A 25,780-nucleotide genomic window follows, 5' to 3' on the forward strand; every position below is an offset into this window, starting at 1 on the left:
TGGGCGGCCTTTTTAAATGGGTTGATGGATAAGCAAATGGTAATTGATGCCACCGGTGCCAAAGCCGTTGATCGCCGCCCGACGCCCGTCTTCACCCCGTGGCCAGTCGAGCGCGATTTGCGGGATTTCGGCCGGGATCGCCACCAGCGGCAGTTCGGCATTCAATGTCGCCACCGGCGTGGGCGGGATTTGACCGTGTTCGAAAGCGCTCAGCACTTTGCACAGGCTGAGCGCGCCGGCGCCGGCGAAACAGTGGCCGAAGTTGTACTTCACCGAACCGATGTACAAAGGGGCGCGCGCGGCGCGGCGATACCCCTGATGCAATGACGCGACTTCTGCCCGATCGCCCAGTTCGGTGCCGGTGCCGTGCGCTTCGAGATACTGTATCTGGCGCGCTTCGACGGCGCTCAGGCTCTGGGTTTTTTCGATTGCCAACGCCTGGCCCTTGGGATCGGGCGCGGTCATGGAATAGCTGTCGCAAGATCCCGATATCGCTTCGATGGTGGCGATGGCCCGTGATGTCGCCTGGCCGGTCAGAATGAAGAAGCCGCCACCGTCGCCGGGAGTAAAACCGTCGGCTTGTCGGGCGAAAGGTCGCATACGCGAAGCGGAAAGCATCATTTGCGCGCTGCACAGCACCATATCGCGTTCGAGCGTCGCCGTTTCTATGCCGCCGACGAGCACCGCATCGTAGCGGCCGGCCTGTAACGCCCTGACCGCATTGTGCAAGGCGGCCAGCGAACTGGCGCAGGCCGCCTCGACCGCGTAGCAGTCCGCCTCGACGCCGAGCTGTTGCGCCAACAGCTGTGCGGTGCCGAGGCCGCAGGCGCCATGCCAGCTCCAGCGGTTGATCGCGGGTTGGGGCGGTGGCGAAAGGGGGACGCCGGCGGAAGGCAATGCCGGCCACAGCGCGCTCATGGCCTGCTGTCGATCGGCGCTCAAAGACAGGTTGCTGGCGACGATAATGGCGATGCGTTCAAAGCGTCGCAGGCTGTCGGGCCACGCCGCGCAGCCGTTGAGGGCGTGCAGTTGTGTGACGTCGAGGCGCTGCTTTTTGGCCGGCATCATAGGCCGCGTCAGCTCAAGCCGCACCGGATCGTGCGTTGGAAAGCACATGGCATGAGCGGTGTAGGCGCTGAGCTTTTGCGGCGTGGGTCGCACGAAGGCGCCGGGGTGCAACTGCTCGGGGCTGTGATCGCGCAGGGCGTCCTCACCGTTGCGCAAGGCCTGCCAGAAACGCGCTTTATCCAGCCCCTGCGCGGTGATGGGCTGATAGTCGATGATGCTGATGCGTGGCGAAGCCGTCGGTTTTAATGAGGGGGGAGACGCCGCGTCAATCCGCCAGCGATAGCCGGTGAACGAGTGGCCGGCGCACGTCTGTTGCCGTTGCAACAGCATGTCGAGGAGATGGCAGAAAACCTGATTGGCGCCGGCAAAATAGCCGGCGCTCGGCGCGGCATCCTGTCGTTCGGCGATCAGGGTCGACAATTGCGCGATCGCTGGCCATCTCTGTTCCTTAGCGACGTCCAGCGGGCAAACGACCAGGCTGATCGCCCCCTCCAGCCAACAGGCCGAAGAGGAAACGCCCTGCGCCAACAGCATGTCCGCCTGGGGTTGATGGTGGAAGCATTGTACGGCGGTCAGTACCGCCATGCGGCTGTCGGCATGGCGAAAACAGTCTTGCGCCAACTGCAGCAAGCGCAGGCCGCCCAGATCGGCGCCGTCGAGGGTTTGGCATTTACCGCGCGTGCGGGCGAAATGGGCGATGCGCGCGGGAATACTGGAGGCCATTTCCCCTACGCGATCGTGGGATGAACTGCCGAATGCCTGGGCCAGCGGCTGTTTGTAATCGTCAATCCGGCGCATGACCGCCGCCGGTGAGAGCCCCTGAGCGTCAAGCCGTTCGGCCAGCCTGCGCAGCGCGCCGATTTTGGTGGCGTTGCGATAGGCCGCATCACTGCCCAAATGGGTGGCGCAAAATTGATCGCAGCGGTCGCGTAACGCGTCGGATAACGTCAGATGCTGCATGGCGGCGGAGGCGGCCTGCAGCGCCAGGCGGGTCTCGCGGCTGACCGCCAGTCGAAACAGCGGCGGGATGGCGAATTTTTTGAAATCAAACGCGGCGTCGTCGATCTGGCGACCGCGGATCGGCGCGGCCGCATCGCTCCACGGCATGGGCGGCGGGGCGTCGAACAGCGCCGACCAGGCGGCGCCGTTGGACAGATCGATACGATCGATGCCGGGCAGTGCGCAGCCGATGCCGACCAGCGCCAGCGGCGCGGCATGAATTTCCTGGTTCATCGCGCGTTCACCTCGGACAAACGTCCTCTGTCCACCTTGCCGTTCGCGTTGGTGGGCAGGCTGTCGGCGACCACCAGTTGGCTGGGGAGCATATAGGCGGGCAGCCTGGGCTGCAGGAACTGCTTGAGCTCCAGCAGGTTGGGGCGGAGCGCGCCGGGATGGAGGGTGATCACGGCGATCAGTTTTTGCTTCAGCTCGCCTAGCTCGACATACAGTGCGGCCTGGCTGACCGAGGGATGGTGATGAAGGATCGATTCAATCTCACCCAATTCCACCCGGTAGCCGTTGATTTTCACCATGTCGTCCAGCCGGCCGCGGTAGACCAGCCCATTCGCCGTCGTCTCCACCCAGTCGCCGGTCGCGTGGCATTGGCGCGGATGCCATTCCGCTTGCCGCGATGAGGCGACGTTGCTGTAGCCGGGGGTAACGCACGGCCCGCCGATCAGCAATTCTCCGCGTCGGCCCGGCGTACCGTCAATCGGCTGCAGGCGCCCCTGTTCATCGACCAACTGCGCCGTCAAGCCGGGCAACGGATGGCCGATGGGGATCTGCTCCAGCGTCGCCAACTGCGTTCGATCCAGCGCGTAGGCGGTGCAGACATTGGTTTCCGTCGGGCCATACCAGTTGCTGATGCGGCACCGGGCCGGCAGATGCGCAACCAGACGCCTCAGCGCGGCGGCCGGATAAGGCTCCCCGGCGAATGTGACCTGGCGCAGCGTTCTCACCGTCGACGGCGCCAGCAACGCGCTCTTTTCCAGCATGGCTAAAATCGAAGGCACGCTGTACCACAGGGTGACGCCGTGCGTTTGCAATCCGCGAACGAGAGCCTGGCAATCTTTCTGTTCATCTTCGCGCACGATCCAGGTCGCGGCGCCGGCGCAAACGCCGGCGAACAGATCGAAGGTGCTCAGATCAAAGGCGAAACTGGCATGGTTGGCCAGCACGTCTCGCGCCGTCAGTTGTGTATCGCTGACGGCCCAGCCGATGAAAAACCTCAGCATGTCATGGGTGATTTGCACTCCTTTCGGGGTGCCTGTGGAGCCTGAAGTATAGAGAATGGCGGCGAGGGGAGAGCCGATCGCGGCGATCGCTTCCGGCCAGGCGCCATTGAGATCGGTGCGGCCATCGAGCGCGCTCAACCAGTCCTCATCGACGATCAGCGCGGGTGAGGCGGCGGCGATAATGCGTTCGATGCGCGCCGTCGGTTGGCTGAAATCGATAGGGACATAGTGGTTGCCGCTCAGCCAACACGCGTACATGGCGGCGACGGCGTCGGGCCCTTTCTGCAGGTTGAGCAGCACGGCCTGCTGCTTCAACCCGGCATGTCGCAGCGCCGCCGCCATCATGCAGGCGCGATCGGCCAGGCGACGATAGCTCCAGCGCCGATCGCCGCACAGCAGAGCGGTGCTTTCCGGCGCTTGGCGGGCGTGCCGGAACAGGGCTTCCAGTATCGGTGAAATGAAGGTTGCCATGATGTCAGGCCTCGGTGGCGCGCGCGCGCTCTTCCCGTCGGACATCGCCGTTGACCGGCACGCCGGTCTCCAGCGCCGCCGCCACCAAAATGGCGTAGGCTTCATCCAGATCTTCACGCGTGTGTTCACTGGTCACGCTGATGCGTAAGCGGGCGTCACCCACGCTGACGCCCGGGAAGACCACGGTCTGGCAGAATAGCCCACGCGCCCGGACGGCGCGGCCGAACAGCAGCGTTTTGGCGTCGTCGCCCACCACCACCGGAATGATGGCCGAGTCGGAATGCTCAAGGTCAAAACCGGCGTTAAGCAGCAGCGTGCGGAAGTAGTAGATGTTGTCCCACAGCTTGGCCAGTCGCTCGGGTTCACGCAGCATCACGTCGATGGAGGCGATCACGCCGGCGGCGACTGCGGCGGGGATGGTGGCGGCGAAAACATAGGAGTTGGAGTAGAAACGCAGATATTCGACCACTTCGCCATCGGCGCAAACGAAGCCGCCTAACCCCGACAGCGCCTTGCTCATGGTGCCCAGCTCGAGATCCACCTGGCCTTTCATATTGAAGTGTTCCGCCGTGCCCGAGCCGGTTTTGCCCAAGACGCCGGTCGCGTGCGCGTCGTCGACCAAGACGCGTGCGCCGTAGCGTTCGGCCAGCTTCATCAGGCGCGGCAGATCGACGATATCGCCGTGCATGCTGAAAACGCCATCGGTGACGATCAGCTTGCCGCCGGGGTGATCGGCGTATTTGGCCAGCGATTTCTCAAGGCTGGTCAAAGAGTGGTCATAAATTTTCCGCTGCGCGCCCGCCAATTTGCAGCCGTCCTGGATGCTCATGTGGTTGATGGCGTCGGTGAACACCAGGTCGTGTCGGCTGGTCAGAGCCGAGATGCATCCCAGGTTGGCCGAGTAGCCGGACGGATAGACGATGCAGTCTTCGCGCCCTTTGAGCTTGGCCAGTTTGCGCTCCAATTCCAGATGCAGCACGTTGCTGCCGGCGATGATGCGGCACCCGGTATTGGTGGCGCCGTATAGGCCAGCAGCATCCTGGATGGCGTGGATCACTTCCGGATGGTTCGACAATCCCAGATAGCTGTTGGAGCCGAACATCAGAAATTCGCGGCTTTTGCCGGTGACCTCGTCGAACATGACCGCGCGGTTTTTGCACGGCGTTTCAAGCGGCATGCCGTACCAGTAAAGCTGACGCTGTTTTTTATCGCGATAAAAAGCGCCGAATTCACGCGTTTTATGGAACAAATCCGGGTGCTCAATGCCGACGAAGTCCCGCATGGTGCGCGGATCGCCGAGCTCATCGCGCGCGTCCGGCGACGCGGGCGCCTTGGTGGGCTGCGGCGCGGCGGACGCGGCGGTGTGCTGGCCAAAGCGGCTGAACCACGCTGCGCCCTGTTCCTGAACCAGCCGCGCCGCCAGGTTGTGCTCCAGTTCAGCCAACGTGCGGCACTCCGCCAGCGCTGCGCTATCGTCCAGGCCCAGCGTTTTGAGCAGCTCGTTGCGCGCCATCACCACCGCTACGGAGTCGATGCCCAGGTCGCCTTCGATGGCGGCGTCGGGGGACAGATCACGCACTTCATATCCGCTGTGGGTGGCGAACACCTGGCGCACGAGAGCGCTCAACCAGGCCTGAGGCGTCTCGGGGGCAGGTTGCGCGGCGGCGTTCGACGTCGGCAGCGTGAAACCGCGCTGCAAAATACCGTCGAGCGCATCCTGAATGGTTTTGATCTCCTGGATCTCCAGCGGCGTATTTAATTGAAACTGACGATTCAGCACCATGGCAATTTCCGCCAGCGCGATGGAGTCGACGCCCAAATCGTTTTCCAGATGGCTGGTCAGGGCCAGTGCCGACGGTTCATACTCGGTCAGCCGGGCGAAGGTGTGCAGCACCGACTGCCGGACGGCTTCATGCGCGTTTGCGGCGCTATCGACGGCGTGAACGCTCATGCGACACCCCCTGCGGCGACTTGCGCTTGCAACCGTTGCACCAGCGCGACCATCGCCTGTACCGAGGCGAAGTTCGCCGGATGGATCTCATGCATGCCGATGGCGACATGAGACTCCTGACGCAGAAAATCCACCAGATCGAAAATGGAGGCGGAATCGACGACGTTCAGTTCAAACAGCGGGGTTTGAGCGTTCAGGCCGTCGTGATCGCCATCCAGATACTGGGTGGCGATATGCTGGATCAATTTGCTTTCTAACATTGCGAGCTCCCGTTGCTAACTGGTTATTTTTCGCCGACGATCAGGGTGCGTGGGCCGGCTATTTTCATGATGCGCGCGTTGCTGAACCCCGCCAGACGGAACCTGTCCAGGTATTCCTGCGCGCTGCTCTCTATGCCACCGTCGGTGGAGACCAGCATGTTCAGCGACAGCAGGGCGGTAAATTCCGGCCCTGATTTGTCTTCGTTCAGCGGCGTTTCGGAAGCGATGAAGCGGCTGCCGGCCGGCATCGCCCGATAGATGTTGCGCAGGATGGTCAGTTGGGTTTCCGGGGCGTAGTCGTGCAGCATCCATCCCAGGTGGATCAGGTCATAGCCGCCGATCGGCAGATCGCCGCTGATGACATCGCCCTCCACGACGTCAATGCGTTCGCCATAGCCTTGCAGCGTCAGCTTGTCGCGCAAAAACGCCGAGGCCTGCGGCAGTTCGCAGATCGCCAGTGCGATCCCCGGATAAGCGTCGGCGATCGCCATCGGCAGGCTGCCGATCCCGCTGCCGATATCCAAAAACGCACGGTGTTGCGAGAAGTCGTAATCGCGAACAAAGCCGGCGATAAAGGGCGCGGCGAATTTACCGAGAAACTCCTGGAAGTCCGCCACGTCGTCCGGATTTTGGTACAGGATGTCGAACCAACTGCGGTCATCGCCGAATACCGTGCGGCGCTGGTGGGCATCGTTTCGCACCGCCGTTTTCAGCTCGCCCCACAGCGGATACAGGAAGGTATCGATGTGGCGGCCCAGCCATCCCAGCCACTGCGGTTCGTCGCTCAACAGAAAAGCCCGGTGGGCGGCGGGCAGATGATAAAGGCCGTCTCGTTGGTCGAGATACCCCATGGCCCGCAGCGCGATGAGCAACTGCTCGGTCGAACGCGCCGGGCAGTCAAGCCGCGCGGCAATGTGCGCCGCGTCGGCGTCCCGATCGCGCAGCTGATCGAACAGCTTCAGCGCCAGCGCGGCGGTCAGCGCCTTGGCCTGGAAAAAGCCCATCATCTGATTGACGGCATCTTGCTTGGTTAAAGGCATTGCTGGCTCCCTAGTCTAAAAAGGTGGAGAGTTCCTCGCACACCGTGGCAAAGGCGCCGACGAAACGGTCGATCTCGGCTTTGCTGATGCTGAGCGGGGGTTGAATACGGATCACCGTCGAGCTGTTGGCGGTAATGAAGGTCAGGATCTTGTGGTCCTGGCACAGCTTGGTGACGAATTTCATGCAGAACATTTCGCCGAGCGCCTGTTCCATGCGATCCATCGCCGCCCGCAGATGGGCTTGCACCGGATCGGGCAAGAATTTCCAGGTGGTGTGCCAATCGCCCGGCAGCCGGGTGGCGAATTCGCGGGCGGAGGCGTTGACCGCGCCGGTGAACGCCTGGTCGAACTGGATCCCCAGCATCAGGCCGCGGCCGCGCACCTCGCTGACGAACGGATAGCGGGCGGCGATCTCGCTCAGCGCCTGCTTAAAGTAGGCGCCCATCCGTTCGGCATGGCCGACCAAATCCTGCGCCAGGATCTCGCGCAGCGCGCTGAGGGCGACAACTGAGGCGAGGTTGCCGCCGCCGTAGGTGGAGCTGTGCACCAGGAAGCGATCCGCCGTGCCATAGGCTTTTTGCCAAAGATCGGCTCGGCACAGCGTGGCGCCGATGGGGATCAGGCCGCCGGACAGGGATTTCGACAGCATCAGCACGTCCGGCTCGATACCGTCCCATTCGCAGGCGAAAAGTTTGCCGGTGCGCCCAAGCCCGGTTTGCACTTCGTCCACCATCAGCAGCACACCGGTCTCGCGGCAGAGCTGCTGCACCGCCTGCAGGTAACCGGCGGGCGGGATATGCACGCCGCCTTCGCCCTGGATCGGTTCGATCATCAGCGCGCCGACGTCTTCACGGTTCAGCGCTTCCCGCAGCGCGGCGAGATCGCCGAACGGCACTTCCACCATTGCGTCCAGCAGCGGTGTGAAATAGCGGCGGTGTTTGTCTCGTCCGGTGATGGACAACGCGCCCAGCGTTTTACCGTGGTAACTGTTGCGCAGATAGGCGATGCCCGGCTTGCCCGTCGAGGCCTTGGCGATCTTCATCGCGGCTTCGACGGCTTCGGTGCCGGAGTTGCTGAAGAACACCCGGCCCATATTGCCCGGCGCCAGACGACAGAGCACTTCGGCCAGCTTGGCGGTCTGTTCGGGAATGGAAATGTATTGAATGAAGTTGGGGCCTTGAGCGTCGAGGTAGTTTTTCAGCGCGTTGACCACTGGCTGCGGGTTGTGGCCCAGGTTTAGGCACCCGTAGCCCGCCACCATGTCCAGGAAAGCCTCGCCCGCATCGTCATACAACTGGGTGCCGGCGGCGCGGCGGAAAACGTTGTCGCAGCGCTGCAACTTAAGGAAGTCCACCATCATGGGGTTGATGTATTGATGATAGCGGTCGAGGGTGTCTTCCCTGGCGGGCGTTTGGGCGATGACCGCGTCGATAAACGCCAGGCGCGATGCGGGCAGCGCCGCATCAGCCGATTCCCCGGCATAGATGTCATGGTGGTAGTAGCGCTTGAGATTGGTCACGCTCTGCCGATCGATGCGCTCGCCGTACGAGGCCAGCGGATAGGCGAAGAACCCGTGGCGCTCGGCGATTTCACCGATCTCCAGCACTTTTTCCGGCGCCAGATAGCGGCCCAGCGAAAAGTTTTCCCGCCGGTTTTCCAGCGCCAGCACAATGGTTTCCGCCATGCAGCCGTTCAATTGTTGCTTGATGGTGACGTTGAGCGATTCTCCACCCAACTTGACCGCATCGGTGGCGGTGACGCAGCCGCCGTCGATGATCAGAATGTCATCCCGCGCCGGGCGCGTTTCCGAAGCGATATCGCGCGGCAGCGCCACGTCGATGAAGATCGAGCCGGGTTGCAGTCTGGCGGGGTCGATCACGCCGCCGGCGGAGGTCGCGGCGGCAAACAGTTTGCAGCGCGGGTAGAGATCTTCGGGATCGCTGGTCAGGGTGACGCGCGAGTGATACTCCTCGGGCAAATGGCTGAGCAGTTCGCTGCGATCATGGTTGCCGGCGCGGTGCAGCAAATGGAGAGAGAAACCGTGCGCCAGCAGCAGACGGCTTAGCGCCAGGCAGATCGATCCCGGATAGCCGACGATGGCGACGGGTTCCTCCTCCGGGCGGATTTCCAGCCAGGACTGGATCTGCATCAAGGCCTTGTAGCCGGCGTAGGTGGTCAGAGAGTTGCCGGAGGTGACCGGCACCGGCGACTTTTCCGCAGTGGCTTCGCCGCGTCGCCCAACGATAGAGGTAAAACCGCCGAGACCGACCAGTTCGGCGCCATCGCCGGCCAGCTCTTCGATGCCTTGGACCACCCTGGCGGCGATACCGCGTGCGTCGGCCAGCATTTCATCCGCCACCAGCGGCATGTATTTGATCACCCCTTCGCAAGCGGCGCCGGTCGCCGAGGTGATCCTGGCGAAGTTCATAAAGGGAACCAGGTTTTGTCGTTCCCACAGTTCACGCGTATAGCCGCTGTGCTGCTCGGTCGAGTTGCGTTGCAGCAGATCGAGCATTTTGACGTAACGTTTCAACCCCAGCGAGGTGGGATGAGCGATGAATCCGAATTTCATGAGGTGGCTTCCTGTGTAGGATCTTGGTCGAAGGCGGTGCTGGTCGATTCGGGCTGTTGGGCCGCCCAGGCTTTGCGCTCCTGCAGGGCGTCGTGGTCGCTCGGATCGCGCTGCCAGCCTTTGGCAGTGGCCAGCGAGATACCGTCGCCTTCATTGTTGTGCCCCAGCACCACGGAGAACAGATTGAGTCGGTGCGGCGTGGTCAGCGCCTGGCGAATGACGTCTTCGTCGAAATGCGTAAGCGTTTTGCTCTGGATATGGAAGTTATTGACCGTTTGTTCGACGTCCGGCTGTTCGACGTTCACCAACCGCATTTGCCGCGAGGTGCGATTGAACAGAATGCGTTCCTGATAGGTATTGATGACGGACAGCCCGCCGTTGCATAAATAGAAGACGGTGATGCTTTTATTCAGCAACTGCGGATGGGTGAGAATGTTGTCGATAAAAGCCGGCAGGATGTCCGGTACGATCCCTTTAGCACCGTCGCCGATAAACGCCATCACGTGGCTTGGGCTGGTGTAAGCCAGGTAGCCGGTGGCCAGCAGAGCGTCGCCCATCAGGGCGCGGCCATACCAGCCGGAAAAGCCGCGGCGCGTTTTAGCGACGTTGCGCGCGGCGGAGATGCCGCACCGGCCGACGTCATATACGCCGGTAAAATCGAACCCCTCCGTTTCGATCAGTTCTTCAATCACTCGGTTCAACTGGCAGAAGAAGTAGTTGGCCGACATGGGCAGACTGGGAAGCTGGCTGACCACGTCGGAAGGCGAATCGAGATAGGCGGCGATCAACGCGCGGCGTCTTTCCCGCAATGCCGGATCGACGTCGAGATGCGCTTTCACCGTGCGCAGGAACGCCAGACAGTTCATATGCAGGTGCAGATCGGCATAGGGCGACAGATGGCGCTCATCGTGCGTGACCTGCACCAGGTGAACCTTGCGTTCCAGCCTGCCGTCGGAGAAGGGGGTGGTGATCTGAGCGACGCGGCTTTTGATCATAAACAGGCTCTGCTCGCTCATGGCGTTGAGCTTGTCGTTGGTGTGCAGGAAGTTGTAGACGCGCGGGCTGTAGCCGTAAATCGCCAGGGTGCCCAGGTAGTGGGGATTGCGCCGACCCTGATAATATTTCGGCGCCGAGCCTGGATGGGCCAACGAGTCCACCAGGGCGATGCCGGCGGCGTCGGCGATGTCATGGATCAGGGCGTATTCGTCGTCGCTGACCGGGCCCAGCTGCCACACCAGCCGCTCCGGCCCGCGGTTGATCAGCGCTATCGCCTGTGCCAGGCTTTCGCTCATCGGCAGCGGATCGTCCGCCGACAGAACCGGGATCGGCGAGGGATCGCAGACGGCGCCCTCCAGCGACAGGGTCGACTCAAGCACGTTTTGCGTCGCTAGAATCACCACCGGCCCCTGGCCTTGATGATAAAGGCGGAAGGCTTCCGTCAAACCGGTGCCGATCGTTTCGACGTCATCGATATAAACGAACGGGATGCGGCGGGCGACAAGCACTTCACGCATGTCTTCCGTCGGCGTCAGCGTTCCCTGGAAGCTGTACCATTGATTGTCGCGGTTTTCCGCCGCGACGATGATGCCCTGGGCGGCGGTTTCCTTGAGGTTGGCCAGCGTACCCTTGAATTCATCCATCATCCCGGAGGTCACTACGCCGAGGAACGGCATGCGATACAGCTGCCAGTTGGCCATGGCGCCGCAGGCGATGGCGTGTTCGTTAGGTCCGCGCAGGATCAGCGCGCCGCGCGCCTCCGCATGCCGATCCAGATAGCCGATCAGATTGGAGATGATCGACCCGGTGTAATAGGACACCAGCCAGCGTTCGGCGGCGGTACGCTCGAAAAATTGAATCAGCTGCTCACCCAACGTGTTGTGCAGCGCCAGCGCGCCGATCGGCTTGACCCGGCGGTTGGTGTAGTTCATCTCGAAGAAGTCCATCCACAGGCACAACAGCTCGGTTTGGAAGATCGCCGGATCTTCGCTGCGCACGATTTCGCGGTATTGCTGCGGCAGGTAGCGGAAGGGCGATCGCAGCTGGCGAATGAACGCAACGGTGGAGAAGGTGGTGTAAAACGCGGGAATGCCGCTGCGCTGCAAGGCGCTGTAAAAGGCGTCCAGATCGCGATCGATCTGTTCGATGCTGTCATCGACGCCGGCCGGCGTGGTCTGATCGTAGAACAGCATGCCCAAATGAAATTCGGGACGCTGTTCCAGCGCATGGGTATAGATGATCTTGCCGGTGGCCTCGGCCAGGCTGGCGCATTGGATGATGCGAACGTTGATAGCCTTGTTTTGGCCTTTGAGAAAGTGCAACGCCTTTTCGCGCGCGGCCAGATAAAGCGAGTCCGCCGCCAGATCCAACAGTTTCAGCGGCATCTCGGACTGGATATGCACGCGGTTGAAAACATAATCGCGGATATCGTTCAGTACGCTGAGTCCGGTTTGGAAAAACGCCGGGTTGCGCGTCACCACCACCACGCCGACCGTCAGGGTATCGGGATCTGCGTCGGTGCGGCAGGCCTGGCGCTCCGCTTGCCACACTTGCTCGTAGGCGGTGGAGTTGGTGAGTCTTGCTTGTCCTGTCAGGGTCGTCATGATGAGTTCCTTGTGCAGCCAAAATAGAGTGACGGCTTCAGCCAGGCGGGCAAATTCGGCACGACAAAGCCCGCGACGGTCTCTGCAGGCGGCGGTTGCCGCGCGCATCACCTTCGTTGAATTGTGCTGTTTTCAGGCGGATGGTTTACCTTCGCCGGATGTGGTGCTGACTAGCCATCGGCACGTTCTCCGCGTTGAATAATGACCGTCCCGCTGTCGCCGTCGAGAATCAAGGTGTCGCCGCTGTTGATCAACTGGGTGGCGTTCTTGAGATTGACCGCCGCGGGGATGCCGAATTCGCGTGCGACGATGCAGCTGTGGGACAGCGCAGAGCCGATATCGGTGACGATGCCCGCCGCCAGCGCGAAGAGCGGGGTCCAGCTGGCGTCGGTAAAGCGCGCCACCAGGATTTCGTTGGGCTGCAGCTCGCCGGCCTGCGCCAGCAGATCGGTGATGACGCGCGCTTTCGCCACCACTTTGCCGGGGCTGGCCGCCAGGCCGGACAGCATGCCGGCGGCGTTTTCCGCCGTGGGGGCTTTCATCCTGGGCTGATACCCCCCGATGATCGCCATCGGCGGCTCTTCCGCATGCAGGTTCAGCAGATGCTGGTGGCGATTGCGCTCGATCAGATCGGCGGCGAACGCCTCCTGTGCCGACTGTTCCCCCGCCATAAACGCGCGGAAGCGCTCGAAGTCCACATAGGGCAGATCGGCCTGTTTGACCAGGCCTTGTGCCTCCAGGCGCCGCAGCACTTCCAACATGATGCGGCGGTAGAACCAGGTTTCGGTGACGAAGGTTGGCCGGGTCGCTTCGCGGCGTTCGGCCATCACGCCATACAGTTTGGTGATGAACTTCAGCTTCATCCGGCCAAACCAGGGCATCGCTTTAAGCAGCGTCGCGCTGTCTTCATGGCGCAGCCGCTCTGTTTCCCGCAGTTTCGTGTGCAGATCCACCGGATGTTGCAGATACATTTTCATCACTTGCAGCAGGTAGCTGGGATCGTCGTTCCAGCGCGGAAGACTCAATTCGAACTCCTGACGGCCACGGGCGCCGAACTCGAACAGGAAGGCGCTGAAATCGCTTTGCCAGAAGGCGCGCGATTCGGGATCGGTGGGCAGGACGGTGACCAGTTCCTGTGCGCTGTGTCGCTCGAACAGGGCCTTCAACGCCGGTTGACGATTGACCGTCTCCACCAGGCTGAGAATGCCCAGCGTGACTTCGATGGTGCGCAGGTTGTTCATCGACGCTTTGATGCGATTTTGCAATCCGTTGCCGCGGCCTTTGAGGTAACGTTCGCAGGTCAGCGCCAGCGCATCGTAGAGCGCGAACGACTGAAGGAAGAAGGGCATATAGGCGGCGCAGCTGTCGAGGAAGTAACCGTCGATGCGGCTGAGTTCCCGCTCCAGCTCCTGATGCGTCATGGTGGTCAGATCCAGCGCCAGAAAGCGGCGCGTCTCGCGCTGGCGCAGGGCGATCATGGCATCGACGGTCGCGCCGGCGCTGCGCAGGTTATGCTTCTGCTGTTTCAGCCAATGCCAGGCGCTCTTGAGATAAGCCCATCCCTGTACGCCGGGGCCATAGGGGTTTTTGTACCCGCTGAAATCGATATCGGTGGTGGCGTAGCGGGTCGTGAACTTCATTTCGTCGCGGGTGGGCGGGCATTGGCGGAGCATGTAGGCCGATCCGGAGATATTCAGATAGACGTAGCCTTGCAAATACCCCATATAAATCTGCCAATTGCCGATATCCGCCAGCCCCATGGTTTTGATCGCCGGGCCATGAATATGCTTTTGGTAGAACTGGCAAAACGACAGCCCCAGCGGCGTCATCAAGCCGGTGACGATCTCGCCGGTGTCCATTCGGGAGAAAAAGGCCCGTTCCTTGATCGTCGGATCGCTTTCCCACGGGTTGGCGTAAAGCATCTGAACCGGTTTGGCCTGCGAGGTGATCGGCCGCGCCTGCAGGAGCCACACGCGATCGTCTTTCACCGCCCATTCGATATCCAGTTCCGCGCCGTAAATCATCCGCGTTTGTCTGGCCAGCCTGGCAAGCTGTTGCAGCTGTTCCGGGGTTAGGCTGGGGGCGTCTCGCCTGGCTTCGGGCGTTTGCAGCAGCGTAACCTGTCCCTGAGGATCGCGTTGGCAATAGTGCGGTTTGTGACGAATTTGCCGCTCGCGGATCTCGCCGCTCGCCTTATCCAAAATGAAGCTGTCGGTGGTGACCTGTCCGGAGACCACGCCTTCCCCCAGCCCCCAACAGCTGTCGATGACGATGTGGTTGGCATCGCCTGTCAGCGGATCTTGGGTAAACATGACGCCGGCGGCGTCTGCATCCACCATGATTTGCAAGACGACGGCGATATCGCTCTGCGCCGCCGATGTCCGGCTATACTGGGCGGCGCGTTCCGCCCAGAGCGACGCCCAGCAGGATTGCACCTTGCGCACCACCTCGTCATCCCCGCGCACGTGCAGGTAAGTGTCGTATTGCCCGGCGAAAGAGTGGGTCAGGCCGTCTTCTTCCAGCGCCGAAGAGCGCACGGCGAGCGAGGCGCCGTCGCCCAACTGTTTGCAGGCGTGACGGATCGCCAGATCGAGCGGGGCGGGGATGGCGGCGCTCAAAATCATATCGCGCACGTTGCCCGGCGCACCCGTGTCGAGCAGCGCTCCCGGCACGGCGAACTCGATAAACTGCCGGTAAGCCTGCGCGGTGATGCAAAACGCCGGCGGTACCGGCAAGCCCGCCTGAATCAAATGATTCAACGAATGGGCTTTGCCGCCCAGGCGATGGGGTTCCAGCGTTTTATCGCCGGAAAGTTCAACCACCAGGGTAGGATTCATGACATCACCTCCGCAGGCGTAACGGGCATTGCGAGGCGTTCTCTCACCGCTTTGGCGGCGTTCAGCCCGGCTAACACCGCGCTTTCGATATTACCGATGCCCACGCTGTCCTGATTGGCGAAGTGAATATTCTCAAACGGCCTGCTGGCCTGGTGAAACACGCCCTGAGCCTGTTGTCCGGCGACCGAGGTCACCAGACCCGCGGGCCAGAACCAGATTTGAATGTCTTCAATGATGTCGGCGTCAATGCCCATGTTGCCCAGCACTTTGGCGATTTCGACATAGGTCTGTTGCTGCAGCGCCGGGAACTCGTTCTGCGCGGTGCGACCTTGCCGCTCTGGGCGAGTGGTCGGTTTGAGCAGGGTTAATACCCCGGCTTCCGCGCTGAGGTGATTGTCCATCCAATTGGCGATCAGGCAGGTGCCGGCTTTGCTCCAATAGTAAGGTGTGCGGGTGTTTGCCGGCTCGATCAGATAGCCGCCGAACGAGTGTTCGAGGATCGGTTTTTTCAACAGCACGTTCGCCAGGTAGTAATCTTCATGGCGGATCTGACGGATCGCCGCCAATTGCTCTTTGGGCAGCGTGGGCAACCAGGTGGGCAAATGCGTTTTGGGGGCAGCCCAGATCACTTGTTTGGCTCTGATTTCGCTGGCCGCGCCATTGACGCTGAACCGGATCACCGTTTCGTCGCCGCCGGGTGTGATGCTTTGAAGCTGTACGCGGCTTTGCAGCCTGACGTTGTTTTGCTCCTCAAGATAGTCGAGCAGCCCGGCGCTGATGCTGCCGTTACCGCCCGGCAGCGTGACCAGATTGCCGCGCAAATACCCCACCAGGAAGTGCAATCCGACATAGGCGGAGACTTCGCGAATATCGAGACATTCCACGCGCAGCGTGGTGCTGACGGCATTCTCTACCAGCTTGCCGAATTTTCTCGGCGGCCGCAGATCCGCCGGGATCTGATCCAGTTTGTGCGGTTCGAACAGATAAGTGTACAGTGGGATAGTGTCGAGCAGCGCCATATTCGCTTTGCTCCAGGCGCTCTGCGGCGTCCAGGGCAGGCTGGGGTACCGCTCGCCGCGCGGCGAGAAGGTATCGAGGAAGGCGTACAGATCGGCAAAGATCGGATCGCCCAGCTGTTTTGCCGCGATAACATAAGGTTTACCGATCAAGGCATGCAGGAATAGTTGTCCCGTCAGGCGCCAGACGGCGGGTTTCAGCAGGTAGACCGGCTGTTTGAAAAAACCAACGACGACTTCACCCAGGCATCGGAGCAGCAAGAAGGTGTCGAAAAACACCAGCGTGTCCTTTTCATTGGACTTGTAGGCGCCGCTCAGACCGATTTTCTTCAGCAGTTGCAACATGAACGAACCCGGCAATGGCTCCTGGAAGCAGACGCCGGCGATGGGAAACTTCAGACGATTCACCGCGCGGTAGCGCGCGTTGCCGCCAAAGGAAGCGCTTTTTTCCAGCACCAGAACCCGGCGTTCGGTCAGTTCGCTGGCCGCGGCCAAACCGGAGACGCCGCCGCCGATGATCACCACGTCATACTCGCCGTCCAGCGTGGGGGTTACCGAGCCGCCTGACGCCGGCGTGGAAAAGTCGCGCGTGGGGAACGTGCGCGGCTTGGGTTTGCGGTGGTGTTGTTGCCGCAGCATGTACAGCGCCGCCATCGCGAAAATCGCATCGAGCAATATGACCTGCGGCTGGGCGCGGTGCAGGATCGTGACAAATCCCGCCATCATCAGCAGCTGGCAGTAGATGATCAATGTCGTCCAACGCGGGTTGAACATCAAGACCGTACCGGAGACAAACAGCGCCACGCCGATCAGCGCGTTAACCGCTGTACCCTGCGCCGCCAGCCAAGCCGTCACCCCGGCGTACCAGGTGCCCTGGTTCGCCACGGCCGCCTGCTGCAGAATATCGGCGACGTTTTCCAACTGAGGGAAGGCTTTCGCCAGGCCGGCCAACATATAGAGCACGGCAAAAACGCGTTGAACGATCATCATGCGACTCCCCGCAGACCCAGCTTGCGGGCGACAATTTCTTTTTGTATCTCGTTGGTGCCGGAGAAGATCCGGCTGGGGATCACGTTCAGCAAGTGGCGCACCAGACCGAGTTCTTGATCCATGCCGGCTCCGCCGAAGATTTGAATCGCGTCCAGCGCGGACTGCACGGCATATTCGGAAATCAACAGTTTGCTCATGGCGATGTCGATCTCGGCGTCCTGGCCCCGATCGTGTTTCCAACAGGCGCGGTAGAGCATTAGCCGACACTGTTCCAGACGCAGTTTCATCTCGATGATGCGGTTGGAGACGGACTGAAATTGGCCGATCGCTTTGCCGAATTGTCGGCGTTGTTTGGCGTAGTCCAGCGCGCTGTCGAGCACGCGCTCCATTGCGCCGATAAACAGAGCCGACAGGCAGCCCTTTTCCCAGATCATTGAATCGTGGAAGATGGCGCCGCCGGCGCCCGGCATGCCGAGCCGTTGGGCCTCTGGAATGAAGACGTCGTTGAAGGTCAGTTCGCTCCACGGGCAGTTGGAGAGGCAATCTTTCGGGCTGACGGCGCCTACATTTAAGCCTGGCATCCCTTTCTCGAGCACAAATGCGGACACGCCCATAAAGCCATGTTCGGGATGGGTTTTCGCATAGACGATGAAGATGTCGGCAATCGGCGCGTTGGTGATGAAAATTTTGTTTCCGTTGAGCCGGTAGCCGCCTTCACAGGGTTGAGCGGTTGATTTCATGGCATAAATATCGGAACCGGCGTCCGGCTCCGTCGCCGCATTCGCCGCGATCAGTTTTCCGGCCGCCAACGCTTCGAGATACTGCGCTTTTAATGCTTCGGAACCGAAGCGGGAAAGCGGGATCACGCAGGCGCACAGATGAGCGCAGAGCGAAAAGGACATGCCGATGTCGCGGCTGCCTTTACCCAGCGCCTCAATCATCAGCGCAGTATCGAGCGCGCTAATGCCCAATCCGCCGAACGCGGTCGCCACGGGGGCTCGGGTAAAGCCATAGGCGGCGGCTTGTCGCCACAAATCCAGGCTTAATATCTGCCGTGAAAGCCGATCATGCGCATCCTGATCCAGCACCTCGCGGGCAAAACGCTGAGCGGATTCGCTTAGAGCCTGCTGCTCGCTTGATAAGTTAAAATCCATGACGAACTCCGCCATCGGGTTGAGAGATTAAATTAGCTAATATTTCTAGTTTGGAGGTGGCCAAAACTCAAACAGGCGAAGTAATGGTAAATGTAAATAAATGTTTATTTATGTGGTTTATTATTACAATTTTGTTAATTTGTGTTTTTATTTTGTTGTTTTAATTATGTTTTATTTTGTGTTATTTATACACAAAAATTTACATATAATAAAAATCTTAATTTGATCAAATTTCAATAGGTTAGATTATCTATTGTTTTTTGATGAATACTTTGCAAGTGAAGTATCTATCTTTTGGCTGTGGCTATCGGTTTCTCATCGCTATCGACGGTAGGGCGTTGAGGCTTGGTGAGTGGCGTAAAGCGGCTTAAGATAGGAGGTGAGCAGGAGCATTCCGGAGGAAAAAATGAATATTAGCGACGTCGCGAAAAAAACCGGTTTAACCAGCAAGACGATTCGTTTTTACGAAGAGAAAGCGCTGATTACCGCCCCGATTCGCAGCGACAACGGTTACCGCCACTATTCCGCCAGGCATGTCGAAGAGCTGACGCTGCTGCGCCAGGCGCGGCAGGTGGGCTTCAACCTGGACGAGTGCCGCGAGCTGGTGGCGTTATTCAACGATCCGGCTCGCCACAGCGCCGACGTGAAGGCGCGCACGCTGCAGAAGGTGGCGGAGATCGAAAAGCACATCAGCGAACTGGGTGAAATGCGCCAGCGTCTGCTTACGCTGGCGGAACAATGCCCGGGTGACGAGGGAGCCGAGTGCCCCATCATCAATAATCTGGCGGGGTGTTGCCGTTCGAATTAACGGTTGATGGCGCGGATCACCAGCGTGACGCCTTCCACTGCCACCACTTCCACCTCGGTGCCGGCGGGCAGATCTTCCGCCGCCTGCGCGCGCCAGCTGCTGTCGCCGATATTGATGCGCCCCATGCCGTTGTGCATCGCCTCCGTCAGCGTGGCGCGGGTGCCGATCAACTGCCGGTTGCGCTGGTTGAGCACCGGCGAACCGCCGGATGCGGCCGCCGGGCGCCGGCGCAGCCAGTACCACCACAGGTAGGCGACGACGACGGTCAGGACGGCGAAGATCACGCCCTGCCATTCCCAGGCGAGCGCCGGTAGCAGCCAGATCAGGGCGCCGACCAACAGCGCCGCCACGCCGCTCCACAGCAGGTAGCCGCCGGCGCCGAGCATTTCCGCCGCCAGCAACACGCCCCCGAGGGAGAGCCAAAACCACAGCGGATTCGCCGCGATCAGTTCGAGCATGATTATTTGCCTTTGCTTTCTTTCAGCAGTTCGGTAATGCCGCCGATCGAGCCGAGCAGGCTGCTGGCGTCCAGCGGCATCATCACCACCTTGCTGTTGTTGGAGGAACCGATCTTCTGCAGCGCGTCGGTGTATTTCTGCGCCACGAAGTAGTTCACCGCCTGAATGTTGCCGCTGGCGATGGCGTCGGACACCAGCTGGGTAGCGCGCGCCTCGGCCTCGGCGGCGCGTTCACGCGCTTCCGCCTGCAGGAATGCCGATTGGCGCTCGCCTTCGGCCTTCAGGATCTGCGATTGTTTCTCCCCTTCGGCGCGCAGAATGGCCGCCTGACGCACCCCTTCTGCCTCCAGGATGTCGGCGCGCTTGGTACGCTCAGCCTTCATCTGGGCGTTCATCGAGGCGATCAGTTCCGCCGGTGGGCGCACGTCGCGGATCTCGATGCGGGTGATTTTCACCCCCCACGGATTGGTCGCTTCATCGACGATATGCAGCAGACGGCTGTTGATGCTGTCGCGCTGCGACAGCATTTCGTCCAGTTCCATTGAGCCGAGCACGGTGCGGAAGTTGGTCATGGTCAGGTTGACGATCGCCTGTTCGAGGTTGCTGACCTCGTAGGCGGCGCGCGCCGGGTCGACCACCTGGATAAAGCACACCGCATCGATGGCCACGTTGGCGTTATCGCGGGAAATCACTTCCTGCGAAGGGATGTCCAGTACCTGCTCCATCATATTGATTTTACGGCCGATGCGGTCCATGAACGGCACTACCAGGTTCAGGCCCGGCATCAGCGTTTTGGTGTAGCGGCCGAAGCGTTCTACCGTCCATTGGAACCCCTGCGGCACAATTTTGACGCCGGCGAACACCACAATCAGTGCGACGACGATCACGATGGGAATAAAAGTAAGCATGCAAACCTCCTGTCAGACATATGTAAACAGATATTACGTCAGCGCCGGAAAAATGCCTACTGATACCGCGACTTAATCCAGGGCGCCGACCAAACCCGCGATCAGCGGATCCCGCGTCTGGAACAGGCTGATAAGGGTGCGCACCGCTTCGCCGCAGCGAGCATCGGACCAGGCCAGCGACAGGGGAGAGGGCTGGCGCGGATATCTGAGCTGCTTGGCCACCAACTCGCCGCTATCAAGATAAGTTTGGCACAGTTGGCGCGGAAGGAAACCGATCCCGAGACCGCGCAGATGGCACTCCAGCTTGGTGCGCAGATCCGGCACCTTGATCTCCTGCTGGCCCGACAGCAGCCAGGCGGTGCGCTTGGCTAAATGGCGGGCGGTATCTTCGACGTTGATTGCGGCGTAAGGGCGCAGCTGCGTTTCGCTCAGCGGATCGGCGGCAGCGGCCAGCGGATGCGTCGGCGAAATGGCGAACACCCAATCGATCTTGCCGAGCGGCAGCACCTTGATGCTGTTTTCCAGCGATTCATTGCCCGCCGCGCCGATCGCCAGATGGCAATCCTCATTCAGCAGTGCGTCCCACACGCCCATGTACACCTGGCGGGAAATGTGGAATTGGGTGAACGGGTATTTGTCGTGCAGGTGAGTCAGCAGCCTGGCCACGGCGGCGGCGTCGTACAGCAGGTTGTTGATCACGATATTCACCTGATGCTCTACGCCGTCGTTGATTTGCCGCAGTTCGCCCGGCATGGCGTCCAGCCAGGTGTGCCATTGGCGGCAGCGCTCCAGCAAATACTCCCCGGCCGGCGTCAGGTTGACGGTGCGGGTGGTGCGGATAAATAGCTGCGTGCCGATGCTCTCTTCCAGCGTTTTAATGCGGTAGCTGATGGTGGCGGTGGTTTTATGCAGCAACTCTGCCGCGCGCGAGAAGCTTTGGCACTCGGCAACTTTGATAAACGAACGAATGGTTTCGTGATCCAGCATGTGGGGTCCTTGGCTGACACCGCCTTTTCGGTTATCGGTGAGAAGAATCTACTTGATGTTACGGCGCGATAGGCAGTGGCAAAGCCCAACCCCACGATCCCGGTCACAGAATCACCGGATAGCGATGAACATACGCAGCCCTATTATTGTCGATAGTGGATCAGGTGGTTTTTTAATTCATTGATTTCAAGCAATTAATATGGTCTGCCGATCGTGAAATGTGCGGGTGATCTTGTTATGGAAAAATTTTCCAAAAAATTGCTGTCAAATTTGCCATGCGCTGTCTAGAGTGAAGGCGTTGGGTGAAATATCGCCGTTTAATCGTCGTCTGGGTCATGCGCTTTGGAGAATCACATGGATTTAGTCATCGAAGAATTAACGCCGGCGGCCTTTGCGCCTTATGGCGACGTATTGCAGATAGAGGGCTCGCGTTTCTTTCATATCAATGACGGGAAAACCGAGCGTTATCACGATCTCGCCAAGATTGAGGTGTCGGACGGCAACCGGGTGCTGGCCAGCATCAACCGGGCAGAACCCTGCGAGCTGCCGATGACCTTTTCCCTGTTGGAAAAGCATCCTCTCTCGTCGCAGGCCTTTGTGCCGATGAACGGCGAACGCTTCGTGGTGATCGTCGCCGAACCGGGCGAAACCATCCCCGTCGGCACGCTGCGCGCCTTTATCACCAACGGCAAGCAGGGGATCAACTATCATCGCAACGTCTGGCATCACCCGCTGTTCGCCTATGCGAAAGTCACCGACTTTTTCACCATCGATCGTGCAGGCGCCGACAACTGCGTGGTCAGCCGCTTGCCGGAGCCGTATCGCATAGTTTTGGCATAGCGCTGGCCGCACGCCGCGCAGGGCGTTTATCATAGCGTCAACCATGCCGTCACTGACAAAGGAAGCTTGAATGACCGAATTACGCAGGAAAGGACGACCCGCCACCGAAGCCGGCGCTACCAAAGGGGCACAGGCGTTGGATCGCGGGCTGGAGATCCTCCAGTACCTGGCCAACGCCGGGGGAAGCTCGTCGGTTTCCGTGCTGTCCGAGAAGCTGGAGTTGCCGCTGTCCACCACCTTCAGATTGTTGAAAGTGTTGGAGAAATCGGAATTCGTCTTTCAGGATCCTCAGCTGGGCTGGTGGCATATCGGCATTCAGTCGTTCACCGTCGGCTCCGCCTATATGAACGATCGCGACGTGGTATCGGTGGCTGGGCCGTTCATGCGGCGGCTGATGCTGCTGTCCGGCGAGACTGCCAACCTGGCGATCCGCAACAATTTCGATGCGGTGCTGATTCGCCAATGCGAATGCCAGGCGATGGTGCGCATGTGCGCGCCGCTGGGCAGCCGCTTGCCGCTGCACGCATCGGGCGCCGGCAAGGCGTTGCTGTACCCGCTGGCGGAAGAGGAGATGCTGGATCTGATCGTGCGTTCGGGGCTGCAATCCTACACGCCGAAGACGCTGACCAGCGTGAACCTGCTGCGCAAGGATCTGCATCAGTCGCTGGAGCAGGGCTACACCATCGACGATGAAGAGCACGCGCTGGGCCTGAACTGCCTGGCTTCGGCGATTTTTGATCGCAACAACAACGTGATCGCCGCCATTTCCATTTCCGGGCCCAGTTCGCGGGTCGGCAAGGAGCGGTTCAAAGAGCTGGGTGAACTGGTGGGGGAAGTGGCCAGAGATATCAGCGCCGCGCTGGGTGAATCGCGCAGCAAGGCGTAATCGTCACGCGCCGGGGTGAGCCGGCGCGGAACAAGACTCCCCGTTTGATGAGCAGACGGGTTTTTTTGACGGTATTTTAAAGTTGGAAAAATTTTCCAATAAATTAAGGAGAGCATCACATGGCAATTATGCGAGCGGTAGACGCGGCAATGCACGTGCTGGAAAAAGAAGGGATCACCACCGCGTTCGGCGTGCCCGGCGCGGCGATTAACCCGTTCTACGATGCGATGCGGCGACACGGCGGCATCAAACATTATCTGGCGCGGCACGTGGAAGGGGCCTCGCACATGGCGGAAGGCTATACCCGCGCCGCTGCCGGCAATATCGGCGTGTGCATCGGCACCTCCGGCCCGGCGGGCACCGACATGATCACCGGCCTTTATTCCGCCTCCGCCGATTCGATTCCGATCCTGTGTATCACCGGCCAGGCGCCGCGCGCGCGTTTGCACAAGGAAGATTTTCAGGCGGTGGACATCGAATCGATCGCCAAGCCGGTGACCAAGATGGCGGTCACCGTGCAGGAACCGGCGCTGGTGCCGCGGGTGCTGCAGCAGGCGTTTCACCTAATGCGCTCCGGCCGGCCGGGCCCGGTGCTGATCGACCTGCCTTTCGACGTGCAGATGGCGGAGATCGAGTTCGATCCGGATACCTACTCGTCGCTGCCCGCCTATAAGCCGGCGGCCACCCAGGCGCAGATCGACAAAGCGCTGGATCTGTTGTGCGCGGCGAAAAAGCCGCTGATCATCGCCGGCGGCGGCATTCACAACGCCGATGCGGCGGATCTGCTGCAACGGCTGGCGGAGATCTGCAATGTGCCGGTGATCCCGACGCTGATGGGCTGGGGCGCCATTCCGGACGATCACCCGCTGATGGCGGGCATGGCGGGCCTGCAAACCTCGCACCGCTACGGCAATGCCAACCTGCTGGACTCGGATCTGGTGTTCGGCATCGGCAACCGCTGGGCCAACCGCCACACCGGTTCGGTGGACAAGTACACCGCCGGGCGCAAGGTGGTGCATATCGATATCGAGCCGACGCAGATTGGTCGGGTGATCTGCCCGGATCTGGGCATCGTTTCCGACGCGCGCATCGCGCTGCAAATGCTGGTGGACACGGCACAGCGCCGTTTCGAACGCGGCGAGTTGCCGAATCGCGACGCCTGGTGCGCCGCCTGCCTGCAGCGCAAGCAAACGCTGCTGCGCAAGACCCACTTCGACAACGTGCCGGTCAAGCCGCAGCGGGTGTATGAAGAGATGAACCGCGCCTTCGGCCGCGACGCCTGCTATGTCACCACCATCGGGCTGTCGCAGATCGCCGCCGCGCAAATGCTGCACGTTTTCGAACCGCGTCACTGGATCAATGCCGGTCAGGCCGGCCCGCTGGGTTGGACGCTGCCTGCGGCGCTGGGCGTTTGCGCCGCCGATCCGCAGCGCAAGGTGGTCGCGCTGTCGGGCGACTATGATTTCCAGTTCATGATCGAAGAACTGGCGGTCGGCGCGCAGTTCAAGCTGCCGTATATCCATGTGCTGGTGAACAACGCCTATCTGGGGCTGATCCGTCAGGCGCAGCGCGGGTTCGATATGGATTACTGCGTGCAGCTGTCGTTTGAAAACATCAACAACGCGGAGATTGGCGAGTACGGTGTCGATCACGTCAAGGTGGCGGAAGGCCTGGGTTGCAAGGCGCTGCGAGTGTTCAAACCGGAAGAGATCGCGCCGGCGTTCCGTCAGGCCCAGGAACTGATGCAGCAGCACCGGGTGCCGGTGGTGGTGGAAATCATCCTGGAGCGCGTCACCAATATTTCCATGGGCACTGAGCTGGATAACGTCAACGAGTTCGAACCGGTGGCGGCAACGCCGGAAGACGCCCCGACCTCGGTCAACTTCTTTGATTACCGTTGAGGAACCTTACCATGCCGAAATTTTCAGCCAACCTGTCGATGCTGTTCACTGAAGTCGATTTTATGCAGCGTTTCCGCCGGGCGAAGGAGCAGGGCTTCAGCGCGGTGGAATACATGTTCCCTTACGACTATCCGATCGCGGCGCTGCGCAGCGAACTGGAGGCACACCGTCTGAGCCAGGTGCTGTTCAACCTGCCGGCCGGCGACTGGGCGGCCGGCGAACGGGGCATCGCCTGCTTGCCGGGGCGCGAAGCGGAGTTCCGCGACGGCGTCGGGCGCGCGATCGAGTATGCGCAAGCGCTGGGCTGCGATCGCATCAACTGCCTGATAGGCAATCCGGATCCTGCCGTCAGCCGCTACACCACTGACGAACGGGTGAAGGAGAACCTGAGCTACGCCGCCGATACCCTGGCGCGGCAAAATATCCGCCTGCTGATCGAACCGATCAACCGCTACGACATGCCGCAGTTCTACCTGCAAACCTCCCGGCAGGCGATCGAACTGATCGAGGCGATCGGCAGCCCCAACCTGTATCTGCAGTACGACCTCTACCACATGCAGCGCATGGAAGGAGAGCTGACGCAGACCCTCGAGCGCCTGCTGGTGAAGATCGACCACATCCAGGTCGCCGACAACCCGGGGCGGCATGAGCCGGGCACCGGCGAAATCAACTGCGAGTTTATCTTCGCGCAGCTGGATCGCATGGGGTATCGCGGCTGGATCGGCTGTGAATACAAACCGCTTACCACCACGGAAAGCGGCCTGTCATGGATTAAAAAATACCTGTCTTGAGGAGATGA

Annotated in this window: 18 protein-coding genes; 5 read left to right on the forward strand and 13 right to left on the reverse strand. The window is 60.7% G+C overall.

Annotated features, from left to right (window positions below; genetic code table 11):
* Nucleotides 1-12: 12 nt before the first annotated feature.
* The 10 genes from pigJ to pigA all read right to left on the reverse strand — a co-directional run bounded on the left by pigJ (nt 13) and on the right by pigA (nt 18,193).
* Nucleotides 13-2,301, reverse strand: a complete 2,289-nt coding sequence (gene pigJ, locus AAIE04_RS01175) for a prodigiosin MBC biosynthesis protein PigJ (RefSeq protein ID WP_498576349.1) — start codon at nt 2,299-2,301, stop codon at nt 13-15.
* On the reverse strand, nt 2,298-3,773 hold the full coding sequence (pigI, locus tag AAIE04_RS01180; protein WP_498576350.1) for an L-proline--[L-prolyl-carrier protein] ligase PigI: 1,476 nt from the start codon (nt 3,771-3,773) through the stop codon (nt 2,298-2,300). Before pigI ends, pigJ begins: the two co-directional genes overlap by 4 nt.
* 4 nt (nt 3,774-3,777) lie before the next feature.
* Entirely contained in the window at nt 3,778-5,724 is a 1,947-nt protein-coding gene (locus tag AAIE04_RS01185; RefSeq protein ID WP_063918861.1) for an aminotransferase class I/II-fold pyridoxal phosphate-dependent enzyme, read from the reverse strand.
* Entirely contained in the window at nt 5,721-5,984 is a 264-nt protein-coding gene (locus tag AAIE04_RS01190; protein WP_004940224.1) for an acyl carrier protein, read from the reverse strand. The genes AAIE04_RS01185 and AAIE04_RS01190 overlap by 4 nt, the downstream gene beginning before the upstream one ends.
* Before the next feature lie 23 nt (nt 5,985-6,007).
* The gene (locus AAIE04_RS01195; RefSeq protein ID WP_063918862.1) at nt 6,008-7,024 is read right to left on the reverse strand and encodes a methyltransferase; all 1,017 of its coding nucleotides are present in this window, start codon (nt 7,022-7,024) and stop codon (nt 6,008-6,010) included.
* Nucleotides 7,025-7,034: 10 nt separating this feature from the next.
* On the reverse strand, nt 7,035-9,596 hold the full coding sequence (gene pigE, locus AAIE04_RS01200; RefSeq protein ID WP_498576351.1) for a prodigiosin MAP biosynthesis aminotransferase PigE: 2,562 nt from the start codon (nt 9,594-9,596) through the stop codon (nt 7,035-7,037).
* Nucleotides 9,593-12,196, reverse strand: a complete 2,604-nt coding sequence (gene pigD / locus AAIE04_RS01205) for a prodigiosin MAP biosynthesis protein PigD (RefSeq protein ID WP_498576352.1) — start codon at nt 12,194-12,196, stop codon at nt 9,593-9,595. The genes pigE and pigD overlap by 4 nt, the downstream gene beginning before the upstream one ends.
* Nucleotides 12,197-12,366: 170 nt before the next feature.
* A complete protein-coding gene (gene pigC / locus AAIE04_RS01210; protein WP_498576353.1) occupies nt 12,367-15,033 on the reverse strand; it encodes a prodigiosin ligase PigC in 2,667 nt (888 codons plus the stop codon).
* Nucleotides 15,030-17,039 (reverse strand): prodigiosin MAP biosynthesis oxidoreductase PigB, encoded by a 2,010-nt coding sequence (gene pigB, locus AAIE04_RS01215; protein WP_498576354.1) that lies wholly within the window; start codon nt 17,037-17,039, stop codon nt 15,030-15,032. Before pigB ends, pigC begins: the two co-directional genes overlap by 4 nt.
* Nucleotides 17,036-18,193 (reverse strand): prodigiosin MBC biosynthesis dehydrogenase PigA, encoded by a 1,158-nt coding sequence (pigA, locus tag AAIE04_RS01220; RefSeq protein WP_498576355.1) that lies wholly within the window; start codon nt 18,191-18,193, stop codon nt 17,036-17,038. The genes pigB and pigA overlap by 4 nt, the downstream gene beginning before the upstream one ends.
* Nucleotides 18,194-18,599: 406 nt before the next feature.
* Here pigA and cueR point away from each other — a divergent pair, with 406 nt between their 5' ends.
* On the forward strand, nt 18,600-19,001 hold the full coding sequence (gene cueR / locus AAIE04_RS01225; protein WP_019454137.1) for a Cu(I)-responsive transcriptional regulator: 402 nt from the start codon (nt 18,600-18,602) through the stop codon (nt 18,999-19,001).
* On the opposite strand, the gene AAIE04_RS01230 is transcribed toward cueR, so the two are convergent.
* From AAIE04_RS01230 to allS, 3 genes are all read right to left on the reverse strand, one after another.
* Nucleotides 18,998-19,459 carry an NfeD family protein gene (locus tag AAIE04_RS01230; RefSeq protein ID WP_074055202.1) on the reverse strand — a complete coding sequence of 154 codons (462 nt, stop codon included), beginning with the start codon at nt 19,457-19,459 and terminating at the stop codon, nt 18,998-19,000. The genes cueR and AAIE04_RS01230 overlap by 4 nt on opposite strands.
* Before the next feature lie 2 nt (nt 19,460-19,461).
* Nucleotides 19,462-20,367, reverse strand: a complete 906-nt coding sequence (locus AAIE04_RS01235; RefSeq protein WP_004940203.1) for an SPFH domain-containing protein — start codon at nt 20,365-20,367, stop codon at nt 19,462-19,464.
* Between the two features lie 72 nt (nt 20,368-20,439).
* Nucleotides 20,440-21,354, reverse strand: a complete 915-nt coding sequence (gene allS / locus AAIE04_RS01240) for an HTH-type transcriptional activator AllS (protein ID WP_154747910.1) — start codon at nt 21,352-21,354, stop codon at nt 20,440-20,442.
* A gap of 354 nt (nt 21,355-21,708) precedes the next feature.
* Here allS and AAIE04_RS01245 point away from each other — a divergent pair, with 354 nt between their 5' ends.
* From AAIE04_RS01245 to hyi, 4 genes are all read left to right on the forward strand, one after another.
* Nucleotides 21,709-22,194, forward strand: coding sequence for an ureidoglycolate lyase (locus AAIE04_RS01245; RefSeq protein ID WP_015376891.1), 486 nt, complete (start codon nt 21,709-21,711; stop codon nt 22,192-22,194).
* A gap of 70 nt (nt 22,195-22,264) precedes the next feature.
* The gene (gene allR, locus AAIE04_RS01250; RefSeq protein ID WP_015376892.1) at nt 22,265-23,080 is read left to right on the forward strand and encodes an HTH-type transcriptional repressor AllR; all 816 of its coding nucleotides are present in this window, start codon (nt 22,265-22,267) and stop codon (nt 23,078-23,080) included.
* A 119-nt stretch (nt 23,081-23,199) separates the two neighbouring features.
* Entirely contained in the window at nt 23,200-24,981 is a 1,782-nt protein-coding gene (gcl, locus tag AAIE04_RS01255) for a glyoxylate carboligase (RefSeq protein WP_019454134.1), read from the forward strand.
* An 11-nt stretch (nt 24,982-24,992) separates the two neighbouring features.
* Nucleotides 24,993-25,772 carry a hydroxypyruvate isomerase gene (gene hyi / locus AAIE04_RS01260; protein ID WP_498576356.1) on the forward strand — a complete coding sequence of 260 codons (780 nt, stop codon included), beginning with the start codon at nt 24,993-24,995 and terminating at the stop codon, nt 25,770-25,772.
* The last annotated feature ends 8 nt before the right edge of the window (nt 25,773-25,780 follow it).

Source organism: Serratia sp. Ae19-1, from assembly GCF_059801225.1.

What these genes read in the sequence shown, in the direction of transcription:
- AAIE04_RS01230 (WP_074055202.1), bottom strand. Translation starts at nt 19,459, where the DNA reads ATGCTCGAACTGATCGCGGCGAATCCGCTGTGGTTTTGGCTCTCCCTC.
- AAIE04_RS01245 (WP_015376891.1), top strand. Translation starts at nt 21,709, where the DNA reads ATGGATTTAGTCATCGAAGAATTAACGCCGGCGGCCTTTGCGCCTTAT.
- gcl (WP_019454134.1), top strand. Translation starts at nt 23,200, where the DNA reads ATGGCAATTATGCGAGCGGTAGACGCGGCAATGCACGTGCTGGAAAAA.
- pigE (WP_498576351.1), bottom strand. Translation starts at nt 9,596, where the DNA reads ATGAAATTCGGATTCATCGCTCATCCCACCTCGCTGGGGTTGAAACGT.
- AAIE04_RS01235 (WP_004940203.1), bottom strand. Translation starts at nt 20,367, where the DNA reads ATGCTTACTTTTATTCCCATCGTGATCGTCGTCGCACTGATTGTGGTG.
- pigI (WP_498576350.1), bottom strand. Translation starts at nt 3,773, where the DNA reads ATGGCAACCTTCATTTCACCGATACTGGAAGCCCTGTTCCGGCACGCC.
- pigA (WP_498576355.1), bottom strand. Translation starts at nt 18,193, where the DNA reads ATGGATTTTAACTTATCAAGCGAGCAGCAGGCTCTAAGCGAATCCGCT.
- AAIE04_RS01190 (WP_004940224.1), bottom strand. Translation starts at nt 5,984, where the DNA reads ATGTTAGAAAGCAAATTGATCCAGCATATCGCCACCCAGTATCTGGAT.
- pigD (WP_498576352.1), bottom strand. Translation starts at nt 12,196, where the DNA reads ATGACGACCCTGACAGGACAAGCAAGACTCACCAACTCCACCGCCTAC.
- pigJ (WP_498576349.1), bottom strand. Translation starts at nt 2,301, where the DNA reads ATGAACCAGGAAATTCATGCCGCGCCGCTGGCGCTGGTCGGCATCGGC.
- AAIE04_RS01195 (WP_063918862.1), bottom strand. Translation starts at nt 7,024, where the DNA reads ATGCCTTTAACCAAGCAAGATGCCGTCAATCAGATGATGGGCTTTTTC.
- allR (WP_015376892.1), top strand. Translation starts at nt 22,265, where the DNA reads ATGACCGAATTACGCAGGAAAGGACGACCCGCCACCGAAGCCGGCGCT.
- AAIE04_RS01185 (WP_063918861.1), bottom strand. Translation starts at nt 5,724, where the DNA reads ATGAGCGTTCACGCCGTCGATAGCGCCGCAAACGCGCATGAAGCCGTC.
- hyi (WP_498576356.1), top strand. Translation starts at nt 24,993, where the DNA reads ATGCCGAAATTTTCAGCCAACCTGTCGATGCTGTTCACTGAAGTCGAT.
- allS (WP_154747910.1), bottom strand. Translation starts at nt 21,354, where the DNA reads ATGCTGGATCACGAAACCATTCGTTCGTTTATCAAAGTTGCCGAGTGC.
- pigC (WP_498576353.1), bottom strand. Translation starts at nt 15,033, where the DNA reads ATGAATCCTACCCTGGTGGTTGAACTTTCCGGCGATAAAACGCTGGAA.
- pigB (WP_498576354.1), bottom strand. Translation starts at nt 17,039, where the DNA reads ATGATGATCGTTCAACGCGTTTTTGCCGTGCTCTATATGTTGGCCGGC.
- cueR (WP_019454137.1), top strand. Translation starts at nt 18,600, where the DNA reads ATGAATATTAGCGACGTCGCGAAAAAAACCGGTTTAACCAGCAAGACG.